Source organism: Janibacter sp. Soil728 (genome assembly GCF_001428305.1).
Taxonomy (GTDB): Bacteria; Actinomycetota; Actinomycetes; order Actinomycetales; family Dermatophilaceae; genus Janibacter.
In genome coordinates this window covers 766,654-782,843 of the sequence record NZ_LMRZ01000004.1, presented here as the reverse complement: position 1 = coordinate 782,843, position 16,190 = coordinate 766,654, and the positions used below count along the sequence as shown (strand labels likewise).

16 protein-coding genes and 1 other RNA gene are annotated in these 16,190 nt (G+C 69.6%); 6 read left to right on the top strand and 11 right to left on the bottom strand.

Features of this window, described 5'->3' with window-relative positions:
• Positions 1 to 7 precede the first annotated feature (7 nt).
• Together ASG73_RS10555 and ASG73_RS10550 are read right to left on the bottom strand one after the other, a co-directional pair.
• Positions 8 to 1,345 (bottom strand): glutamine synthetase family protein, encoded by a 1,338-nt coding sequence (locus ASG73_RS10555; protein ID WP_055994276.1) that lies wholly within the window; start codon positions 1,343 to 1,345, stop codon positions 8 to 10.
• A gap of 101 nt (positions 1,346 to 1,446) precedes the next feature.
• On the bottom strand, positions 1,447 to 3,762 hold the full coding sequence (locus ASG73_RS10550; RefSeq protein WP_055994274.1) for an immune inhibitor A domain-containing protein: 2,316 nt from the start codon (positions 3,760 to 3,762) through the stop codon (positions 1,447 to 1,449).
• Positions 3,763 to 3,951: 189 nt separating this feature from the next.
• Here ASG73_RS10550 and panB point away from each other — a divergent pair, with 189 nt between their 5' ends.
• Positions 3,952 to 4,854 (top strand): 3-methyl-2-oxobutanoate hydroxymethyltransferase, encoded by a 903-nt coding sequence (gene panB, locus ASG73_RS10545; protein WP_055994272.1) that lies wholly within the window; start codon positions 3,952 to 3,954, stop codon positions 4,852 to 4,854.
• A 5-nt stretch (positions 4,855 to 4,859) separates the two neighbouring features.
• On the top strand, positions 4,860 to 5,486 hold the full coding sequence (locus ASG73_RS10540; RefSeq protein ID WP_200946751.1) for a class I SAM-dependent methyltransferase: 627 nt from the start codon (positions 4,860 to 4,862) through the stop codon (positions 5,484 to 5,486).
• Positions 5,487 to 5,492: 6 nt separating this feature from the next.
• Here the strand turns inward: ASG73_RS10540 and ASG73_RS10535 are convergent, their stop codons facing one another.
• Positions 5,493 to 5,774: a hypothetical protein gene (locus ASG73_RS10535; protein WP_327077488.1), complete on the bottom strand. Its 282-nt coding sequence runs from the start codon at positions 5,772 to 5,774 to the stop codon at positions 5,493 to 5,495.
• Here ASG73_RS10535 and map point away from each other — a divergent pair.
• The 3 genes from map to ASG73_RS10520 are packed head-to-tail and all read left to right on the top strand — an operon-like array spanning position 5,773 to position 8,714.
• Complete coding sequence (gene map, locus ASG73_RS10530; RefSeq protein ID WP_055994268.1) at positions 5,773 to 6,636, top strand: type I methionyl aminopeptidase; 864 nt, start codon at positions 5,773 to 5,775, stop codon at positions 6,634 to 6,636. The genes ASG73_RS10535 and map overlap by 2 nt on opposite strands.
• Before the next feature lie 12 nt (positions 6,637 to 6,648).
• Positions 6,649 to 7,404, top strand: coding sequence for a polyphosphate--glucose phosphotransferase (gene ppgK, locus ASG73_RS10525; protein ID WP_055994656.1), 756 nt, complete (start codon positions 6,649 to 6,651; stop codon positions 7,402 to 7,404).
• 53 nt (positions 7,405 to 7,457) lie between these two features.
• Positions 7,458 to 8,714: an APC family permease gene (locus tag ASG73_RS10520; RefSeq protein WP_055994266.1), complete on the top strand. Its 1,257-nt coding sequence runs from the start codon at positions 7,458 to 7,460 to the stop codon at positions 8,712 to 8,714.
• Between the two features lie 39 nt (positions 8,715 to 8,753).
• On the opposite strand, the gene rnpB is transcribed toward ASG73_RS10520, so the two are convergent.
• The 3 genes from rnpB to ASG73_RS10505 form a co-directional block, all read right to left on the bottom strand.
• An RNA gene (gene rnpB / locus ASG73_RS10705) (RNase P RNA component class A) lies at positions 8,754 to 9,132 on the bottom strand.
• 45 nt (positions 9,133 to 9,177) lie between these two features.
• Positions 9,178 to 9,762, bottom strand: a complete 585-nt coding sequence (locus ASG73_RS10510; RefSeq protein WP_055994262.1) for a TMEM165/GDT1 family protein — start codon at positions 9,760 to 9,762, stop codon at positions 9,178 to 9,180.
• A gap of 217 nt (positions 9,763 to 9,979) precedes the next feature.
• Positions 9,980 to 11,443, bottom strand: a complete 1,464-nt coding sequence (locus ASG73_RS10505) for an RNB domain-containing ribonuclease (RefSeq protein WP_055994260.1) — start codon at positions 11,441 to 11,443, stop codon at positions 9,980 to 9,982.
• A 37-nt stretch (positions 11,444 to 11,480) separates the two neighbouring features.
• Here ASG73_RS10505 and ASG73_RS10500 point away from each other — a divergent pair, with 37 nt between their 5' ends.
• Positions 11,481 to 12,227 carry a YaaA family protein gene (locus ASG73_RS10500; protein ID WP_055994258.1) on the top strand — a complete coding sequence of 249 codons (747 nt, stop codon included), beginning with the start codon at positions 11,481 to 11,483 and terminating at the stop codon, positions 12,225 to 12,227.
• Positions 12,228 to 12,248: 21 nt separating this feature from the next.
• Here the strand turns inward: ASG73_RS10500 and ASG73_RS10495 are convergent, their stop codons facing one another.
• The 5 genes from ASG73_RS10495 to ASG73_RS10475 all read right to left on the bottom strand — a co-directional run bounded on the left by ASG73_RS10495 (position 12,249) and on the right by ASG73_RS10475 (position 16,190).
• The gene (locus ASG73_RS10495; RefSeq protein ID WP_235499429.1) at positions 12,249 to 13,424 is read right to left on the bottom strand and encodes an O-succinylhomoserine sulfhydrylase; all 1,176 of its coding nucleotides are present in this window, start codon (positions 13,422 to 13,424) and stop codon (positions 12,249 to 12,251) included.
• 38 nt (positions 13,425 to 13,462) lie between these two features.
• Complete coding sequence (locus ASG73_RS10490) at positions 13,463 to 13,876, bottom strand: rhodanese-like domain-containing protein (protein ID WP_055994254.1); 414 nt, start codon at positions 13,874 to 13,876, stop codon at positions 13,463 to 13,465.
• Between the two features lie 118 nt (positions 13,877 to 13,994).
• On the bottom strand, positions 13,995 to 14,519 hold the full coding sequence (locus ASG73_RS10485; RefSeq protein WP_055994252.1) for a hypothetical protein: 525 nt from the start codon (positions 14,517 to 14,519) through the stop codon (positions 13,995 to 13,997).
• Positions 14,520 to 14,592: 73 nt separating this feature from the next.
• Positions 14,593 to 15,330: a zinc ribbon domain-containing protein gene (locus ASG73_RS10480; protein WP_055994250.1), complete on the bottom strand. Its 738-nt coding sequence runs from the start codon at positions 15,328 to 15,330 to the stop codon at positions 14,593 to 14,595.
• Positions 15,327 to 16,190 (bottom strand): Nif3-like dinuclear metal center hexameric protein, encoded by an 864-nt coding sequence (locus tag ASG73_RS10475; protein ID WP_055994248.1) that lies wholly within the window; start codon positions 16,188 to 16,190, stop codon positions 15,327 to 15,329. The genes ASG73_RS10480 and ASG73_RS10475 overlap by 4 nt, the downstream gene beginning before the upstream one ends.

The following is a 16,190-nucleotide window of genomic DNA, read 5'->3' as shown; positions in this document are numbered from 1 at the left end:
GAGGTCCTCACAGGCGGGGCAGCAGGCGTTCCAGCTCGAAGGGGGTGACCTGGTTGCGGTAGTCCGCCCACTCCTGGCGCTTGTTGCGCAGGAAGAAGTCGAAGACGTGCTCGCCGAGCGTCTCGGCGACCAGCTCGCTCTCCTCCATCGCCTCGATGGCCTCGGCGAGGCTCGAGGGCAGCGGCTTGATCCCCATGGCGCGTCGCTCGCGATCCGTCAGGCCCCACACGTCGTCCTCGGTCTCGGGGGGCAGCTCGTAGCCCTCCTCGATCCCCTTCAGCCCTGCGGTGAGCATGACCGCGAAGGCGAGGTAGGGGTTGCAGGAGGCGTCGAGGCTGCGCAGCTCGACGCGGCTCGAGTTGCCCTTGTTGGGCTTGTACATGGGGACCCGGACCATCGCGGAGCGGTTGTTGTGCCCCCACGTGAGGTGAGCCGGAGCCTCTCCTCCGCCCCAGAGCCGCTTGTAGCTGTTGACCCACTGATTGGTCACGGCGGCGTACTCGCGTCCGTGGTGGAGCAGGCCTGCGATGAACTGCCGGCCGACCTTGCTCAGCTGGTAGGGCGCGCCCGGCTCGTGGAAGGCATTGGTGTCGCCCTCGAAGAGCGACATGTGGGTGTGCATGCCGCTGCCCGGGTACTCGGCGAAGACCTTGGGCATGAAGGTGGCGTAGACCCCCTGCTCGAGGGCCACCTCCTTGATGACCGTCCGGAAGGTCATGATGTTGTCCGCGGTCGAGAGCGCGTCGGCGTAGCGCAGGTCGATCTCGTTCTGCCCCGGCGCACCCTCGTGGTGACTGAACTCCACGGAGATGCCCACGGACTCGAGCATCGTGATGGCGGCCCGACGGAAGTCGTGGGTCTCCCCCTTCGGCACGTGGTCGAAGTAGCCCCCGTCGTCGACCGGGACCGGGCGTTCACCGGGCGGAGTGCCCTGCTTCAGCAGGAAGAACTCGATCTCGGGGTGGGTGTAGAAGCTGAAGCCCATGTCGGCGGCCTTGTCGAGCGCCCGCCGCAGGACGTATCGGGCATCGGCGAGGGCCGGGCTGCCGTCGGGGAGCTGGATGTCGCAGAACATCCGCGCGGTGCCGGGGTGCTCACCGCGCCAGGGCAGCACCTGGAAGGTCGAGGGGTCAGGCCGGGCGAGCATGTCCGCCTCGTAGACCCGGGTGAAGCCCTCGATCGCGGAGCCGTCGAAGCCGATGCCCTCGGTGAAGGCGCCCTCGAGCTCGGCCGGGGCGATGGCCACCGACTTCAAGGTCCCGAGGACATCGGTGAACCACAACCGGACGAACCGGATGTCCCGCTCCTCGATGGTGCGGAGGACGAACTCCTGCTGACGATCCATGTCGACCATCCTGCCCTAGGCGGGCCGCGAAGATGAGCGGGCCCGCCCCGTCCGATGGACGAGGCGGGCCCGATGTCGCCGTGCTCAGCAGGTGGACGCGATCAGCGTGCCGCCTGGACGCGCAGCTTCATGCCGTCCTTCTTCTCGTCGAGGACCTTGATCGAGGTGCCGGAACCGGCCACCTTGGTCGAGCTCCACGGGTTCTCGGCGGACCAGTAACGGTCCGGGTCGGAGTCGTCGAAGGTCGTGATGCCCTTGCTCGACGGCACCGTCTGCGGGATCCCGGCGTTGTGGAAGGTCACCGTGTCGGTGCGCTGCTTGCCGAAGGTGGCGTCGAACGGCTGACGGCGGTTGCCGAGCAGCTTGCCGTTGGAGAACTTCACCGGTGCCGGACGAGCGTCCACGGGCAGCACCATGCCGTAGCCGGGGTGCGCGCTCGTGTTGTTGTCGGCGTAGCCGTTGTTGACGTACCAGACGAGCAGGCCGTCCTGGTACGGGAAGCGCTCCACCCAGTCCGGACGGTCCGGGAAGCCGAAGTTGTACGGACCGGTCTTGAGGTTCTTGTCGTACCCCGAGTAGACACGGTTCTCGGCGAGGTAGTAGCTCTGCACGTCGACCGAGGTCGAACCGGTCATGCGGGTGAACCCGTCAGCCGTCCACCCGTTGTCACCGGACTCGACGTCGTCGGCGAGGACCGTGGTCCCGTCGACGGTGATGTTGACGTCGTCGACGAAGACGCCGGGCTCGGAGACCCCGCCGTCCGACTGGTAGCGCCAGCGGAACTGGACCGTCTTGCCGGCGTACGCGCTCAGGTCGTGGGTCACCTGGTTCCAGGAGAGGTCGCCGCCGTCGGCTGCCGCAAGCTCGGTCCAGGTCGAGCCACCGTCGGTGCTGACCTCCGTGTACAGGAAGTCGTAGCCCTCCTCGGTGTCCGTCGCCAGCTGAGCCGACACCGATGCCGAGGTGGCACTGGTGAGGTCGATCTCACGGGTGAGCGTGTTGTTGAGGTTGTCGGCCGAGCCGGACCACCACTCGTAGCTGCCCGAGTGGGGCGTGTTGTAGTCGGTCGTCACCGTCTCCGGGGGGAGCATGACGGCGGCGGCCTGCGGCTTCTTGGCGTCATCGCGGTCGGCCGGGCCGAGGTCGACATTGGTCGTCTCGCCCTGCTTGACGGTCTGCACGTCCAGCCAGCCCAGCTGCAGCTTCTCCCAAGCACCCATGTAGCCCGGGCTGGAGCCGATGTCGTCGGTCCCGTCGTTGAGCCAGGAGCCGCCGGACATCAGGGTCCAGAAGCCGGTGCCGTTGTCGCCACCAGCGGTGTCGTAGAGGTCCGGCAGACCGAGGTCGTGGCCGAACTCGTGGGTGAAGACACCCAGACCACCGTTCTCGGGCTCGGTGGTGTAGTCACCGATCCACATGCCGGAGTCACCCAGCGGCACACCGCCGAGCTTGTTCTGCTCCGGCCCGGCCTTGCCCATGTTGTTGGAGAAGGCGTACCAGCGGTGGCTCCAGATGGCGTCCTCGCCCTCGGCGCCGCCGCCGGCCTCCTCGCCCTCACCAGCGTGGATCGCCTGGAAGTGGTCGATGTAGCCGTCGGACTCGTCGAAGTTGCCGTCACCGTCGAAGTCGTAGCGGTCCCACACGTCGAACTGCGCCAGGTACTGCTTGATCTCGGCGTCGCTCTTGCCCTGGGCCTTCTGGTCCTCGTACCAGGCGGCGGCCGTGTCCTTGATGTAGTTCCAGTAGCCGTCGGCCTCGCTGGTCCCATCACCCTTGACCGGGTTGTGGCCGTAACGAGCCTCGTTGTAGGGCACCGTGACCCAGTCGCTGACGTCACCCTTGGTGAGGAAGCGACCGTTGGACTGCTTGAGGTAGAAGTCCTTGAAGGACTCCTGGCCCTCGGCGAACATCAGCTCTTCGTAGTGCTCACGGCTGAAGTCGGAGTTCCAGATGGTCGAGTTGTTCTGCGCGCGATCCGGCTCGGGGATCTCGTTGTGGGCCGGTCCGGCCTCACCGCCCGTGGCGGGCAGCGTCTGGTCGCCGAAGTCGGTGAGGATCGTGAAGATCGATGCCTCGCGGTTGACGTCGTACTGGACGTACTTGGTGCGCGGCGGCTTCTTGGCCTTGCCCTTGGCGTGACGCTCGGCAGGGTCCTCGCTCTTGATCTCGATGACCTGCTTGCCGTTCTTGGTCACGAGCTTGGCCTCGCCCCGCATCAGCTGGTCGACGGCGTCCTTGCGCAGCTCGCGCTGGGCATCACCCAGGGGGTTGGGCAGGTCGTCGTGCCGGGCCGTCGAGGCGGCCGAGTCATCGGGGGCCACGGCCGTCGTCCCAGCGGTCGCCGACAACGGCGCCAGAGTGAGAACGAGGGCGGACGCGGCGAGACCGGACACGACATAGGTGTGGCGTCTCTTCACAGATCCTCCAATTGATGGTGTGGCTCTCGCCACAGGGGGTGAGCGCACTCAACCAAGATTTGACGGCTCTCGGGAGGCCTGACGAAATTTCCTGAAGCAATCCTTACTCTTCTGGGTGGCACCGTCCGGGTTTTCCCTCTATCCCCTACCCCAGAGCCCCCGATGTGCGCGTCGCCATAGGCTGGGTCCATGAGCACGCCCTCGACGCCCACCGCCCCCATCCCCGCTGAGGGCCCCGCACCTGAGAACACCGCGCCGTACGGCAGCGGAGCGGCGCCGACGTCGGCGCCGCCCAAGCGGGTACGGATCCACCACCTGCAGGCGATGAAGGAGCGCGGCGAGCGGTGGGCGATGCTCACCGCGTACGACATGTACGCCGCCCAGGTCTTCGACGGTGCCGGCATCCCCGTCCTCCTCGTCGGAGACTCGGCCGGCAACAACGTCTACGGCCACGAGACGACGGTGCCGGTCACGCTCGAGGAGATGATCCCGCTGACGCGTGCGGTGGCCGGGGCCGCTGCCAGCGCGCTCGTCGTGGCGGACCTCCCCTTCGGCACCTACCAGGCCTCTCCCGAGCAGGCCTATCTCTCCGGGGCTCGCCTGATGAAGGAGGGGCTGGCCCACGCGGTCAAGCTCGAGGGCGGGGTCGAGATGGCACCGGCCATCCAGCGTCTGACCCAGGGCGGCATCCCCGTCATGGCACACATCGGCTTCACCCCCCAGAGCGAGCACACCCTCGGCGGATACCGCGTCCAGGGACGCGGCGAGGCCCAGAGCAAGCTCCTCGAGGACGCTCGCGCCGTCCAGGAGGCAGGGGCCTTCGCCGTCGTCATGGAGATGGTCCCCGCCCCCGCGGCCGCGGCCGTGACCCGCGAGCTGCGCATCCCCACGGTCGGCATCGGTGCCGGGTCGGACTGCGACGCGCAGGTCCTGGTCTGGCAGGACATGGCCGGTCTGCGCACCGGCAAGGCACCCCGCTTCGTCAAGCAGTACGCGGACCTGAGCACTGTCCTGGGTGACGCGGCTCGTGCGTACGCCGCTGATGTGGCCTCGGGCAGCTTCCCCGCTGCCGAGCACTCCTTCGAGAGCTGACGACGGTGCCCGACGACCTACCGCAGATCCGCACCCGGTGGTCAGAGGTGTCCGGCGGCATCGATGCCGCCCACGCCTACCAGCGTCGGTTCGACGAGCTCGCCCGCCAGGGCACTGACCTGGACGGAGAGGCCCGTTTCCTGCACGGACTGCGGGAGGCGCCCGCGCGGATCCTCGATGCGGGGTGCGGCACCGGCCGGGTGGCCACGACCCTCACGCGGCTGGGTCATGACGTCGTCGGTGTGGACGCGGACGCCGCGATGATCGATGTCGCCAGGGAACGCGATGACGTCACCCGCTTCGTGCACGCCGACCTGGCCACGCTCTCGCTCACCGCGCAGACCTTCGACATCGTGGCCCTGGCGGGCAATGTCGTGCCCTTCCTCGCCGACGGCACCCTCGTGCACGTCCTGCGTCGCATGCGGGCACACCTGAGCGCCGACGGGCTCCTCGTGTGCGGCTGGGCCCTGCCCGGGCACCAGCCGCAGGGCGCGGCCGCCGTGAGCCCGGAGGACTTCGAGCGGGCGGCCTTCGCCGCCCGCCTGTCCCTCGTGACCCGTCACTCCTCGTGGGACGGGGCGCGCTGGCCGGGCGACGGGAGCTGGGCGCTCACGCTGCACCGGCCCCGCTGAGCCGGCTCAGGCCCCGGCGTCGCCGCTCTCCCACTCCTGGTCCTTGCGGTCCTGCTCGTCCCAGGCCTCGGTCTTGGCACGAGCGCTGGCGAGCGCTCCGGCGGCCTCTGCCTCGGTGTCGTAGGGACCCATGACGTCCGCGTTCTGCGAACGGTTGTCGTCGCTCTCGACCTGGTTGGTCTCGATGTTGAACCAGTACGCCATCGTCGTGCCGTCCTTCCTCGCGGAACCCTCGTCCGCTGACCGGGGCGCATCGGTAGCGCCCGCGTTGCCTAGACTCCACAGCATGCTCGCCTCCGCCGCAACCGTGACGCCCGCAGTGGTCTCGCCGAGACGTGAGGTCCCCGGTCGGATCGCTCGACCCGAGTACGTCGACAAGCCGGCTCCCACCCCCTTCGTCGGCTCGGAGGTCAAGGACGCCGAGACGATCGAGCGGATGCGCCATGCCTCCCGGATCGCCGCGGGCGCGCTCGCCGCGGCCGGGGCAGCCATCGCACCCGGGGTGACCACCGACGAGATCGACCGTGTCGGTCACGAGTACCTGCTCGATCACGAGGCGTACCCCTCGACACTGGGCTACCGGGGGTTCCCCAAGTCGCTGTGCACATCGGTCAACGAGGTCGTCTGCCACGGCATCCCGGACAGCCGGCAACTCGAGGACGGGGACCTGGTCAACATCGACATCACCGCCTTCGTCGGTGGGGTGCACGGCGACACCAACGCGACCTTCTTCGCCGGCGAGCCGGACGAGGAGTCGCGCCTGCTCGTCGAGCGCACGCACGAGGCGATGATGCGGGGCATCAAGGCCGCCGTGCCCGGCCGACAGGTCAACATCATCGGTCGGGTGATCGAGAAGTACGCGGCGCGCTTCGGGTACGGCGTCGTGCGGGACTACACCGGTCACGGCATCGGCACGAGCTTCCACTCCGGCCTCGTCATCCCCCACTACGACGCCGCCCCCGGGTACGACACCGTCATCGAGCCCGGTATGACCTTCACCATCGAGCCGATGCTCAACCTCGGCACACCGGAGTGGGGCCTGTGGGATGACGGCTGGACCGTCGTCACCAAGGACCTGCGTCGCTCGGCCCAGTTCGAACACACGATCCTCATCACCCATGAGGGCAACGAGATCCTCACCCTCAGCTGACAGGTGACCACGATGAGCAAGAAGCACGATGCCCTCGGGATCGACATCGGAGGGTCCGGCATCAAGGGCGCGCCGGTCGACCTCGGCAAGGGGGCTCTCGCCGAGGACCGGTTGCGCATCGCGACCCCTGAGCTGTCCACGCCCGACGCGGTCTGCGACGTGGTCGAGCAGGTCGTCGACCACTTCTCGGTCACGAAGGACGTGCCGGTCGGGATCACCCTCCCCGCCGTCGTCACGCACGGGGTGGTGCGCACCGCAGCCAACATCGACAGGTCCTGGATCGGTGTGGACGCCGCAGCGCTCTTCGCTGACCGGTTGCAGCGCGAGGTGCACGTGGTCAACGACGCCGACGCCGCAGGAGTCGCGGAGCGTCACTACGGAGCGGCCAAGGGCCACGACGGCGTCGTGGTCCTCACCACCCTCGGCACCGGCATCGGGTCGGCGCTGATCATCGACGGCCACCTGGTGCCCAACACCGAGCTCGGCCATCTCGAGATCGACGGACAGGTGGCGGAGAGCCGGGCCGCCGAGTCGGCCCGGAAGCGCGAGAACCTGACCATCGAGCAGTGGGCCGAGCGCCTCCAGACCTACTACACCCGCGTCGAGGACCTGCTGTGGCCGGATCTCTTCGTCGTCGGTGGCGGGATCAGCAAGCAGGCCGACACCTTCCTTCCCCTGCTCGACCTGCGCACCGAGATCGTCCCCGCCCGACTGAAGAACAAAGCAGGCATCATCGGAGCCGCACGTCTGGCGGCCAAGGGCAGCTGACCGCGGACGGCGCGCTCCCTGCGAGGGACGGGCAGATACGGCAGGGTGTTGCCATGGCGACAGCGTCCGAGCAGCGTGCCGACGGAAAGGACCGTCGACTGACGTTGCCCGACGCCGTGGGCACCGGCCTGGCAGCGACGATCGGCGCCGGCCTCTTCATCGTGCTCGCACCGGCTGCCGCCTCGGCCGGTGACCACCTCATCTGGGCCGTCCTCCTCGGCGGTGCCATTGCCGTCGCCAACGCCACCTCGTCGATCCGGTTGGTGGCCACCGGCCGCTCCCAGCTCGGGGCGCATGCCCGGGTACGCGATCGGCTGGGCGTGCCCTGGGGCCATCTGGCTGGCTGGGCCCATGTCATGGGATCGATCGCGGCCTGCGCCGCGCTGGCCCAGACCATGGGCCTGCACGTCCTGCCGGACTGGTCCAAGATCATCGCCGCCGTCGCCGTGGTGGCCGTGCTCGGCCTGCATCTGCAGGGCATCGAGCGTTCCCCGCGTGGCGAGCAGCTCATCGCCCTGCTCGTCGTGCTGATCATCATCGTCTTCGTCACGATCCTGCTCACCACTCCCCCGGTGCTGGCGGACGCACCCCGCGATCCTGAGGGGGCTGGCGGGCCGATCGGCGTGGTGTCGGCCGCTGGCTTCGTCATCTTCGCCTTCACCGGCCACCTGCGTCTGATCAACCTGCGCGACCGGATCAAGGACCCCGCACACACCCTCCCGCGGGCGATCGCGCTCTCTCTCGGCATCGTCATCGCCCTGCACCTGCTGGTGACCATGGCCCTGACCCACACCCTGGGCACGGGATGGGTCGCTGCCCGCCAGGCGCCGCTCGCGGAGGCTGCAGAGATCTCTGCGTGGCCTTGGTTCGGGCCCGTCCTGCGGATCACCGCGGTGCTCGCAGCAGGCGGGGTCCTGCTGGCCCTCGTCCTCAGCGCGGCCGGTGACGTCGCCTTGATGGCTCGCGACCGGCACCTCCCGACCTGGCTGGCCGAGCGGGTGGGGTCGAGCCTGGTGCCGCGTCGCGCCCTCGCAGTCGTCGCTGCCCTGACCATCGTCACGGTGGTGCTCGTCGACGTGCGGCAGGCCATCGCCTTCGCGGCGTCCTGCGTCCTCGTCCACTTCGCGCTGGTCCACGCCAGCGCGTGGACCCTCGACCACCGGTGGAGCCGTCGCATCGTCCCCGCCCTGGGCCTCATCGGGTGCCTCGTGGTGGCCGTGCTCCTGCCCTGGCCATCCGTCGTCGCCGCCGCACTCGTGCTGCTGCTCGGGGCGGTCATCGGCTGGGTGCGACACACCACGCGCGAGTAGGCACAGCCGGGCCGCTGGGCCCCTCGTGGCGAAGGGGGTGGGATGAGTCGGCCTGTAAGCCGGGTTCTGTCGTCCGACACCGTCACCGGTGCCGGCGAGACGGCCATCCATCTCGGGTCGCCGTTGCCGACGACCTCCAGCGTCCTACCCGTGCACTCGGGCGAGCAGCCCTCGAGCGCGCACTGTCTGGACTTGCTCCTGGTGGGGTTTACCGAGCCGATCCGGTCGCCCGGATCGCTGGTGGTCTCTTACACCACCGTTTCACCCTGACCTCGTCCGCAAGCGGTCGAGGCGGTCTGTTTTCTGTGGCACTGTCCCGCGGGTCGCCCCGGGTGGCTGTTGGCCACCACCATGCTCTGTGGAGCCCGGACTTTCCTCGACACCGCCGAGGCGGTGACGCAGCCGTCCGGCCGACTCATCCGTGGAGCAGTCTACGGGAGCCAGACCCCCAGCGTGGGCAGGCTCAGCCGATCCAGCCCAGGCCCTGGGCGATGAGGACCAGACCGAAGATCGCGAAGGCCGCGGCGGCGCCGTACTTGATGATCTTCTCCGGGAGGTTGCGTCCGAGGACCGCGCCGACGGCGATGGCCAGCGCGTCCGCAGCGACCATGCCGATCGTCGAGCCGATCCACGTGCCGAACCAGTCCTCACGGACGGCGAGCGTGATGGTGGCCAGCATCGTCTTGTCACCGAGCTCGGCGAGGAAGAAGGCCAGACCCACTGCCAGGAGCGCGGAGCCCTTGGCCTTGCGCGCCTTCTGCGCCTCCTCGTCGGTCAGCTCGTCGCCGCGCAAGGTCCAGGCCGCGAAGGCCAGGAAGGCGAGACCGGCGACGATGGCGATGGGTCCCTGGTACTTCTCGAAGCTCGCGCCGATGAAGTAGCCGATGCCCACGGACGCCAGGTGCACCACGGCAGTGGCGATGGTGATCCCGATGATGACATCGCGCGCCCGGTACCGGGTCGCGAAGGTCATCGCCATGAGCTGGCTCTTGTCGCCGAGCTCGGCGACGAAGATGACCACGGTGCTGAGCACCAGTGCTGAGAACATGAAAAAGACTCCTCGTCCGCCCGGACGAGGAGTCGTGATGACGAGCCTCGACCGGGAATGTGGCAACAACAAACCGGTCGAAAGTCTCGTCCGCCAGCAGTGCTGGCCCGATGTGCCGGAGTCGAGACCCGAGGGTCGCGGCTCAGTATGTCGACACACCTGTTGGGGACTACTCCCTTTCGCTGCCGCAGACTCTAGACCATCGCCCGCCCCCGGTTCACACCACCTCGAAGGTGACCCTGCCCTGCGTCAGATCGACATCGGTCAGCCGCACGGTGACCTCGACGCCGAGCTCGGCCACTCCCTTCGCCTTGGCCATGACCGGGGGGTCGACCAGCTGGATCTCGAGGTCGCCCTTGTCGTCCTTGCCGTCGGGTGCGTCGACGACGACTGCGGGGAACTCCTGCCCCACCCGGTCGGCGAGCGTGGCCGCCTCGACCGCGTCTGTGGTCGCCCGCTCCACGGCGCCGGCCCTGCGGTCGGAGGCCTCCATGAGATCGGGCAGCAGCGGCAGGGCCTCCCGCACCCACTGGGGCACCTCGTCGCCGGCGCTCACCGCGGCACACAGTGCCAGGCCGAATCGGTCGACGAGCCGGCGCAGGGGCGCCGTGACGTGCGCATAGGGAGCCCCGATCGCCGACTGCTCGACGACCTCCGGCGGCGCTCCGTCGAAGGCCGTGTACCCGGCCCCGCGGAAGAGCACCGTCGACTCGTGGATGAGGGCCAGGTGCTTGGGGTCGGTCCCGTCGAGCGAGCGCAGCAAGGTCCCGTGGTCGGTGCCCTCGGCCCACTCGACGCCCAGGGCGCGGGCGATGCGCCGCAGCTGGTCGACCGCGGACTTCTCCGGGTCGGGCATGGTCCGCAGGACACCGACCTTGGCCTTCAGCATCATCCCTGCCGCGACGATGCCGGTGAGCAGTGAGATCTGCGCATTCCAGTCCTCGGCCGGCACGAGCGGTCGCAGGTGCAGCCGGAACCCTCCGTCGACCTCCTCGACCTCTTGGTCGGGCATCGGCAGGGAAGCGCCTCCACGCTCCTGCTCGAGAGCGATCCGCTTCTCACCGATCTCCTTGAGCAGCACGAGGCGCTCGTCGTCGGTGCCGGCGTCCACGGCCTCCTGCACGACCGTGTACTCGAGGCGGTCGACGCTGCGGACGAGTGCGGGGTAGACCTCTGCGGATGTGTGCTCGCCACGGGCATCGAGCCGGATGTCCCAGAGGTATGCGGGACGCACCTCGTCGGGCAACAGGCTGGCGGCCCCCTCGCTGAGCGTCGGTGGGTGAAGGGGGGTCCGCTCGTCCGGCGCGTAGATCGTCTGGCCCCGGCGCCGCGCCTCGGCATCGATCGCGCCGCCGGGTGCGACGAAGGACTCCAGGTGCGCGATGGCATAGCGCACCCGGTAACCGTCACCGTCACGGCTCAGGTGCATGGCCTGGTCGAGATCCATCGACCCGGGCGGATCGATGGTGAGGAAGGGGATCTCGCTCTCGTCGCGCTCCGGTCGTGAGAGCGGCTGCGCCGCAACCTTGTCGGCCTCTGCGAGGACGTCTGCGGGGAACTGCGCGGGGACCTCCTGCTCGGTGCGGATGGCATCGAAGCGAGGCTTGATCCCCGCGGCGGCCACCACCTCTCCCGCCTCGGGATCGGTGGAGCGGAGGGTGACGGTGCGCTTCGAAGCCATGCTCGCCACCCTAGAGGGCTGACGTATCGTCCGGGGGGTGCTCGTGCTGCTCCCTCCCTCAGAGTCCAAGGCCGGTCGTTCGCGCGGCAAGCCGCTCGATCTGGACACGCTGTCCTTCGCCGCCCTGCGTCCGCAGCGAGAGGCCGCGATCGCTGCCGTCGCCGCAGTGAGTGCCCGCGAGGACGCACATGCGCTGCTCGGAGTAAGCCCCAACCTCGTCGAGGAGGTCGCCCGCAACACGCGCCTGACGACCGCACCCGCTCCCCCGGCCGCCGATGTCTACACCGGCGTCCTCTACGACGCGCTCGACCTCGGCGACCTCGCGCCGGGCGAACGTCGGCGCGCCAACCGGTGGATCGTCGTCGTGTCTGCCCTCTTCGGTGCGGTGCGGCCGAGCGACCGGATCCCCCCCTACCGCCTGTCGATGGCGGTCAACCTGCCCGGAGTCGGCCCACTCGCCAGCCACTGGCGCGAAGCCCTCGACCAGGAGCTCACCGCGGCAGCCGGCAGCGGCCTGGTGGTCGACTGCCGCTCGAGCACCTACACGGCCGCGTGGACGCCATCTGGCCCGGTGGCCGAGCAATGGGTCCAGGTCCGCGTCCCCGGCGCCACCCACATGGCCAAGCACACGCGCGGACTGGTCACCCGGCACCTGCTCGGCGTCGATCGTGAGCCGCGGACGCCGAGCGCCCTCGCCCGGGCGCTCGAGCATGCCTTCGACGTCGGCCTGACCGAGCCGGAGCGCCCCGGCCGGCCCTGGGTGCTCGACGCGACCGCTCGGTGACCCCGGCGTCGGGGGCGGGACTCAGCCCAGGGCCTGACGCAGGTCCGCGACGAGGTCCTCGACGGCCTCGAGGCCGATCGAGATGCGCAGCGTGGTGTCCGTGATGCCGATGGCCGCACGCGCGTCCTCGCCCATGCGCCGGTGCGTCGTCGTCGCGGGGTGCGTGATGAGCGACTTGGAGTCGCCCAGGTTGTTGGAGATGTCCACGATGCGCAGGGCATTCAGCAGCGCGAAGGCCTCCGTCTTGCCCCCGACGACGTCGAAGGTGACGACGGTGCCACCACCGGTCATCTGCCGCTGCGCGAGCTCGTGCTGCGGGTGCTCGGGCAGCCACGGGTGGATGACCCGCGAGACCTTGGGGTGCTCCTGCAGGACCCGAGCGATCGTCAGCGACGACTCGGCCATGCGACGCACCCGAAGGTCCATCGTCTCCAGCCCCTTGAGCAGCACCCAGGCGTTGAAGGGCGACAGGGACGGGCCGGTGTGCCGGACGAGGTTCTTGACCGGGCCGTCGATGTAGTCCTGCGGGCCGAGGATCGCGCCGCCGAGGACCCGCCCCTGCCCGTCGATGTGCTTGGTCGCCGAGTAGACGACGATGTCGGCGCCGTGGTCGAGCGGCCTGGAGAACACGGGGGTGCCGAAGACGTTGTCGACGACGACCTGGGCCCCCGCCTCGTGCGCCAGCTCGCTGACGGCGGCGATGTCGACGAGCTCCTGCATCGGGTTGCTCGGCGTCTCGAAGAAGACGGCGGTCGTGGGCTCCGACAGCGCCTCGCGCCACTGGTCGAGGTCGGGGCCGTCGACGAAGACGGTCTCCACGCCCCAGCGCGGCAGGATCTCGTCGAGGATCACGAAGCAGCTGCCGAAGAGGCCACGCGAGGAGACGACCCGGTCCCCCGTCGCCAGGAGTGCCGCGAGTGCGGTGAAGACCGCGGACATCCCCGAGGCGGTGGCGTAGGCGGCCTCGGCGCCCTCGAGCAGCCGCAGCCGCTCCTCGAACATCGCGACCGTCGGGTTGCCATAGCGGGAGTAGACGAACTTGTCGACGCCGTCGGTGAAGGCGGCCTCGGCCTCCTCAGCGCTGCCGTAGACGAACCCGGAGGTCAGGTACAGGCCCTCGGACGTCTCGTCGAAGGTCGAGCGCGCCTGCCCACCGCGCACGGCCAGGGTCTGGGCCGACAGGCCCTCGGGGTCCAGGTGGGGGCGCGGGTTGCCGGGACCGAAGGGAGTCCCGCTCACCCCTGCCTCCACGGCAGACCGGCGTGCTTCCAACCGCTCACGGCACGGTGGCCGTGCTCGTCGAGATCGCCCTCGAAGCCCTCGCTGATGTTGGTGGCACCCGAGTACCCGGCAGCAACGGCCGTGGCTGTCGCCGCGGCGGAGCGGGCCCCCGAGCGGCAGAGGAAGAGAACGGGGGCATCCTCGGACGGAAGGGCGGCGCGCAGCTGCTCGAGGAACCTCGGGTTGGGCGCGCCATCAGGGAAGGTCGTCCACTCGATGGCGACCACCTGCTTGCCGAGTGCGGTCACGTCGGGGAGCCCGACGAAGGACCACTCGGCCTGCGTGCGCACGTCGACGAGGACCGCGGCCGGCTCGCTCTCGAGGCGATCCCAGGCCTGCTGGGGGGTGAGGTCTGCGTGCTGGCTCATGGGGTCAGGGTAATTCCGCCGGCGACCTGCTCGTGAACCGGTCACGACGCGAGACAGGACGCGGGACGGGAGCTCAGTGGCCGGGAGCTCAGTGGCCGGGAGCTCAGTGGCCGGGAGCTCAGTGGCCGAGCGACATGCCTCGGGTGACCAGCCACGCCGTCACGACGAACCTCGCGAGGCACCCGACCGAGGTCACGACGAAGAAGAGCGCCATGTTGACCCGCTTGATGCCCGCCGCCACGGTGACCACGGCCAGCGGCGGAAAGCCGACCGCCGAGGACGCCAGCATGACGAGCGGCCCGAGCCGGGGCCGGTCCAGCACGTCGATCATCGCCTTGCTCCACCGGGTCAGTCGTCCCCGGATGGGCCCCGACTGTCGCCGGGGCTCCGCCGCCTCGCGTGCCTCCTTGGCCTCGCGACGACGGCCGTAGGCCTCGGCGCCCTTCTCCGCGACGACGAAGTGCGACATCTTGCCGACGACCAGACCACCCGTCATCGCGCACACGTGCAGGACCCAGGCGTCGGGGAAGATCACGGGTGCGGCCACGGCATAGATCTCGGCGTTGAGCGGGGGGAAGAAGGCCGAGAGCAGACCGAAGAGGACCGCCCCGATGAGACCGGTGGCGATGAGCCAGTCAGGCACGTTGGTGATGTCAGGTCCCCTCAGGTGCAGGTGGTGAGGGCGACGTCAGCCCCGACGCCCAGCCAGCTCGACATCAGTCATCGGAGTGGGTCCGCACCAGGATGCGCGTGCACTCCTCGCAGCGCACGACCTCGTTGCTGGCAGCCCGCTCGATGACGGCGCGGTCCGTCGGGTTGAGCTCGAGACGGCAGCCACCGCACCGGCCGTGCTTGAACTCCGCGGCCGCCAGCCCCCCGGAGTGCTCGCGGACCCGCTCGTACAGCGCCAAGAGGTCATCATCGATGCTGCCGGCGATCCCGTCACGAGGACCGGCGACCTCGATGCGCTCGGCGTCGAGCTCGGCGAGGGCAGCGTCGCGCTCGGCAGTGAGCTGATCGACCTCGGCCTGGACGTCGGCCTGCTGGGTGCTCAGGTCCCTCAGCCGCGTCTCGACGCTCTCCTGACGCTCCATGACCTCGATCTCGACGTCCTCGAGCTCGGACTGCCGACGGGCCAGCGACTCCAGCTCGTGCTGCAGCGCCTGCAGGTCCTTGGCGCTGCCCTGGCCGGAGTCCAGCCGTGACTGGTTGCGCGCGGTCCGGTCGCGCACCTGCTGCACGTCGGACTCGGCCCGGTCGACCTCGCGACGGATGTCGGACAGTCCGGTCTCGACACGCACGACATCGTCAGCCACCTGCTGCAGGCGACCGAGGGCCTCCTGCGCGGCGGCGATCTGCGGTACGCGCGTACGGGCGTGGTCGATCTGCTGGAGGCGCGTGTCCAGCGCCTGCAGCTCGAGCAGTCGTGCCTGGACGAAGGGGTCTGCCTTCACTGCGGGTCTCCTTGGTCGGTTCGTGCGCCCACGGTGAAACTCCACGGGTCGGTGCAGATGGTGCTCACGTGTGTCTCCCAGCCAACCACGTCGTGTCCGGCGGCAGCGAGAGACTCCCCGAGACGCTCGAGCATCCCGCCCAGCCAGAGCGACTCGGTGGCCCAGTGACCGGCATCGACGAGGAAGGGGGTGCCCCCGGCGATCGCGGCCTCCTCACGGGCCTCGAGGACCGGGTGGTGGCGCAGGTCGGACGTCACGTACACATCGGCCCCCGCGGCAGCGGCGGCAGCGATGAGCCCGTCGCCGGCACCCCCGAGGAGCGCGACCCGTCGCACGACGCCGTCGGCCGGTCCGGCCACGCGGATCCCCGACGGGGCCGAAGGGAGGTTGCCCGCCAGTCGGGTGGCGAAGTCCGCCAGCGAGACCGGCTCGTCGAGGTCACCGACGCGCCCCATCGACCGACCCTCCTCGATCGTGAGGGGCTCGGTCGAGGTCAGACCACAGGCCGCGGCGAGCGCGGTGTTGACCCCCGGCTCGGCGACATCGGCGTTGGTGTGGGCGACGTACAACGCCACGTCGCCGACGACGAGGGAGGTGACGGTCGCTCCCTTCGCGCTGGTCGTGGCGACCGAGTGGACGCCGCGCAGCAGCAGGGGGTGGTGCGTGATGATCAGGTCGGCACCGGCGTCGCGAGCCTCCTGGACGACCTCGAGGGTCGGGTCGACGGCCGCGTGGACGCGTCGGATCGGCTGCTCCGGGTCGCCGGAGACGAGCCCGACACGGTCCCAGGACTGAGCCGACCCGGACGGGAAGAAGTCCTCGAGGACGCTCAGCACGTCCCGCAGCGGGATGGAAGTCAT

Bases quoted from the DNA above. Each gene is read 5' to 3' on its own strand.
- ASG73_RS10555 (WP_055994276.1), bottom strand. From the start codon at position 1,345: ATGGATCGTCAGCAGGAGTTCGTCCTCCGCACCATCGAGGAGCGGGAC.
- panB (WP_055994272.1), top strand. From the start codon at position 3,952: ATGAGCACGCCCTCGACGCCCACCGCCCCCATCCCCGCTGAGGGCCCC.
- map (WP_055994268.1), top strand. From the start codon at position 5,773: ATGCTCGCCTCCGCCGCAACCGTGACGCCCGCAGTGGTCTCGCCGAGA.
- ASG73_RS10535 (WP_327077488.1), bottom strand. From the start codon at position 5,774: ATGCTGTGGAGTCTAGGCAACGCGGGCGCTACCGATGCGCCCCGGTCA.
- ppgK (WP_055994656.1), top strand. From the start codon at position 6,649: ATGAGCAAGAAGCACGATGCCCTCGGGATCGACATCGGAGGGTCCGGC.
- ASG73_RS10520 (WP_055994266.1), top strand. From the start codon at position 7,458: ATGGCGACAGCGTCCGAGCAGCGTGCCGACGGAAAGGACCGTCGACTG.
- ASG73_RS10510 (WP_055994262.1), bottom strand. From the start codon at position 9,762: ATGTTCTCAGCACTGGTGCTCAGCACCGTGGTCATCTTCGTCGCCGAG.
- ASG73_RS10505 (WP_055994260.1), bottom strand. From the start codon at position 11,443: ATGGCTTCGAAGCGCACCGTCACCCTCCGCTCCACCGATCCCGAGGCG.
- ASG73_RS10490 (WP_055994254.1), bottom strand. From the start codon at position 13,876: ATGAGCCAGCACGCAGACCTCACCCCCCAGCAGGCCTGGGATCGCCTC.
- ASG73_RS10475 (WP_055994248.1), bottom strand. From the start codon at position 16,190: ATGACTTCCATCCCGCTGCGGGACGTGCTGAGCGTCCTCGAGGACTTC.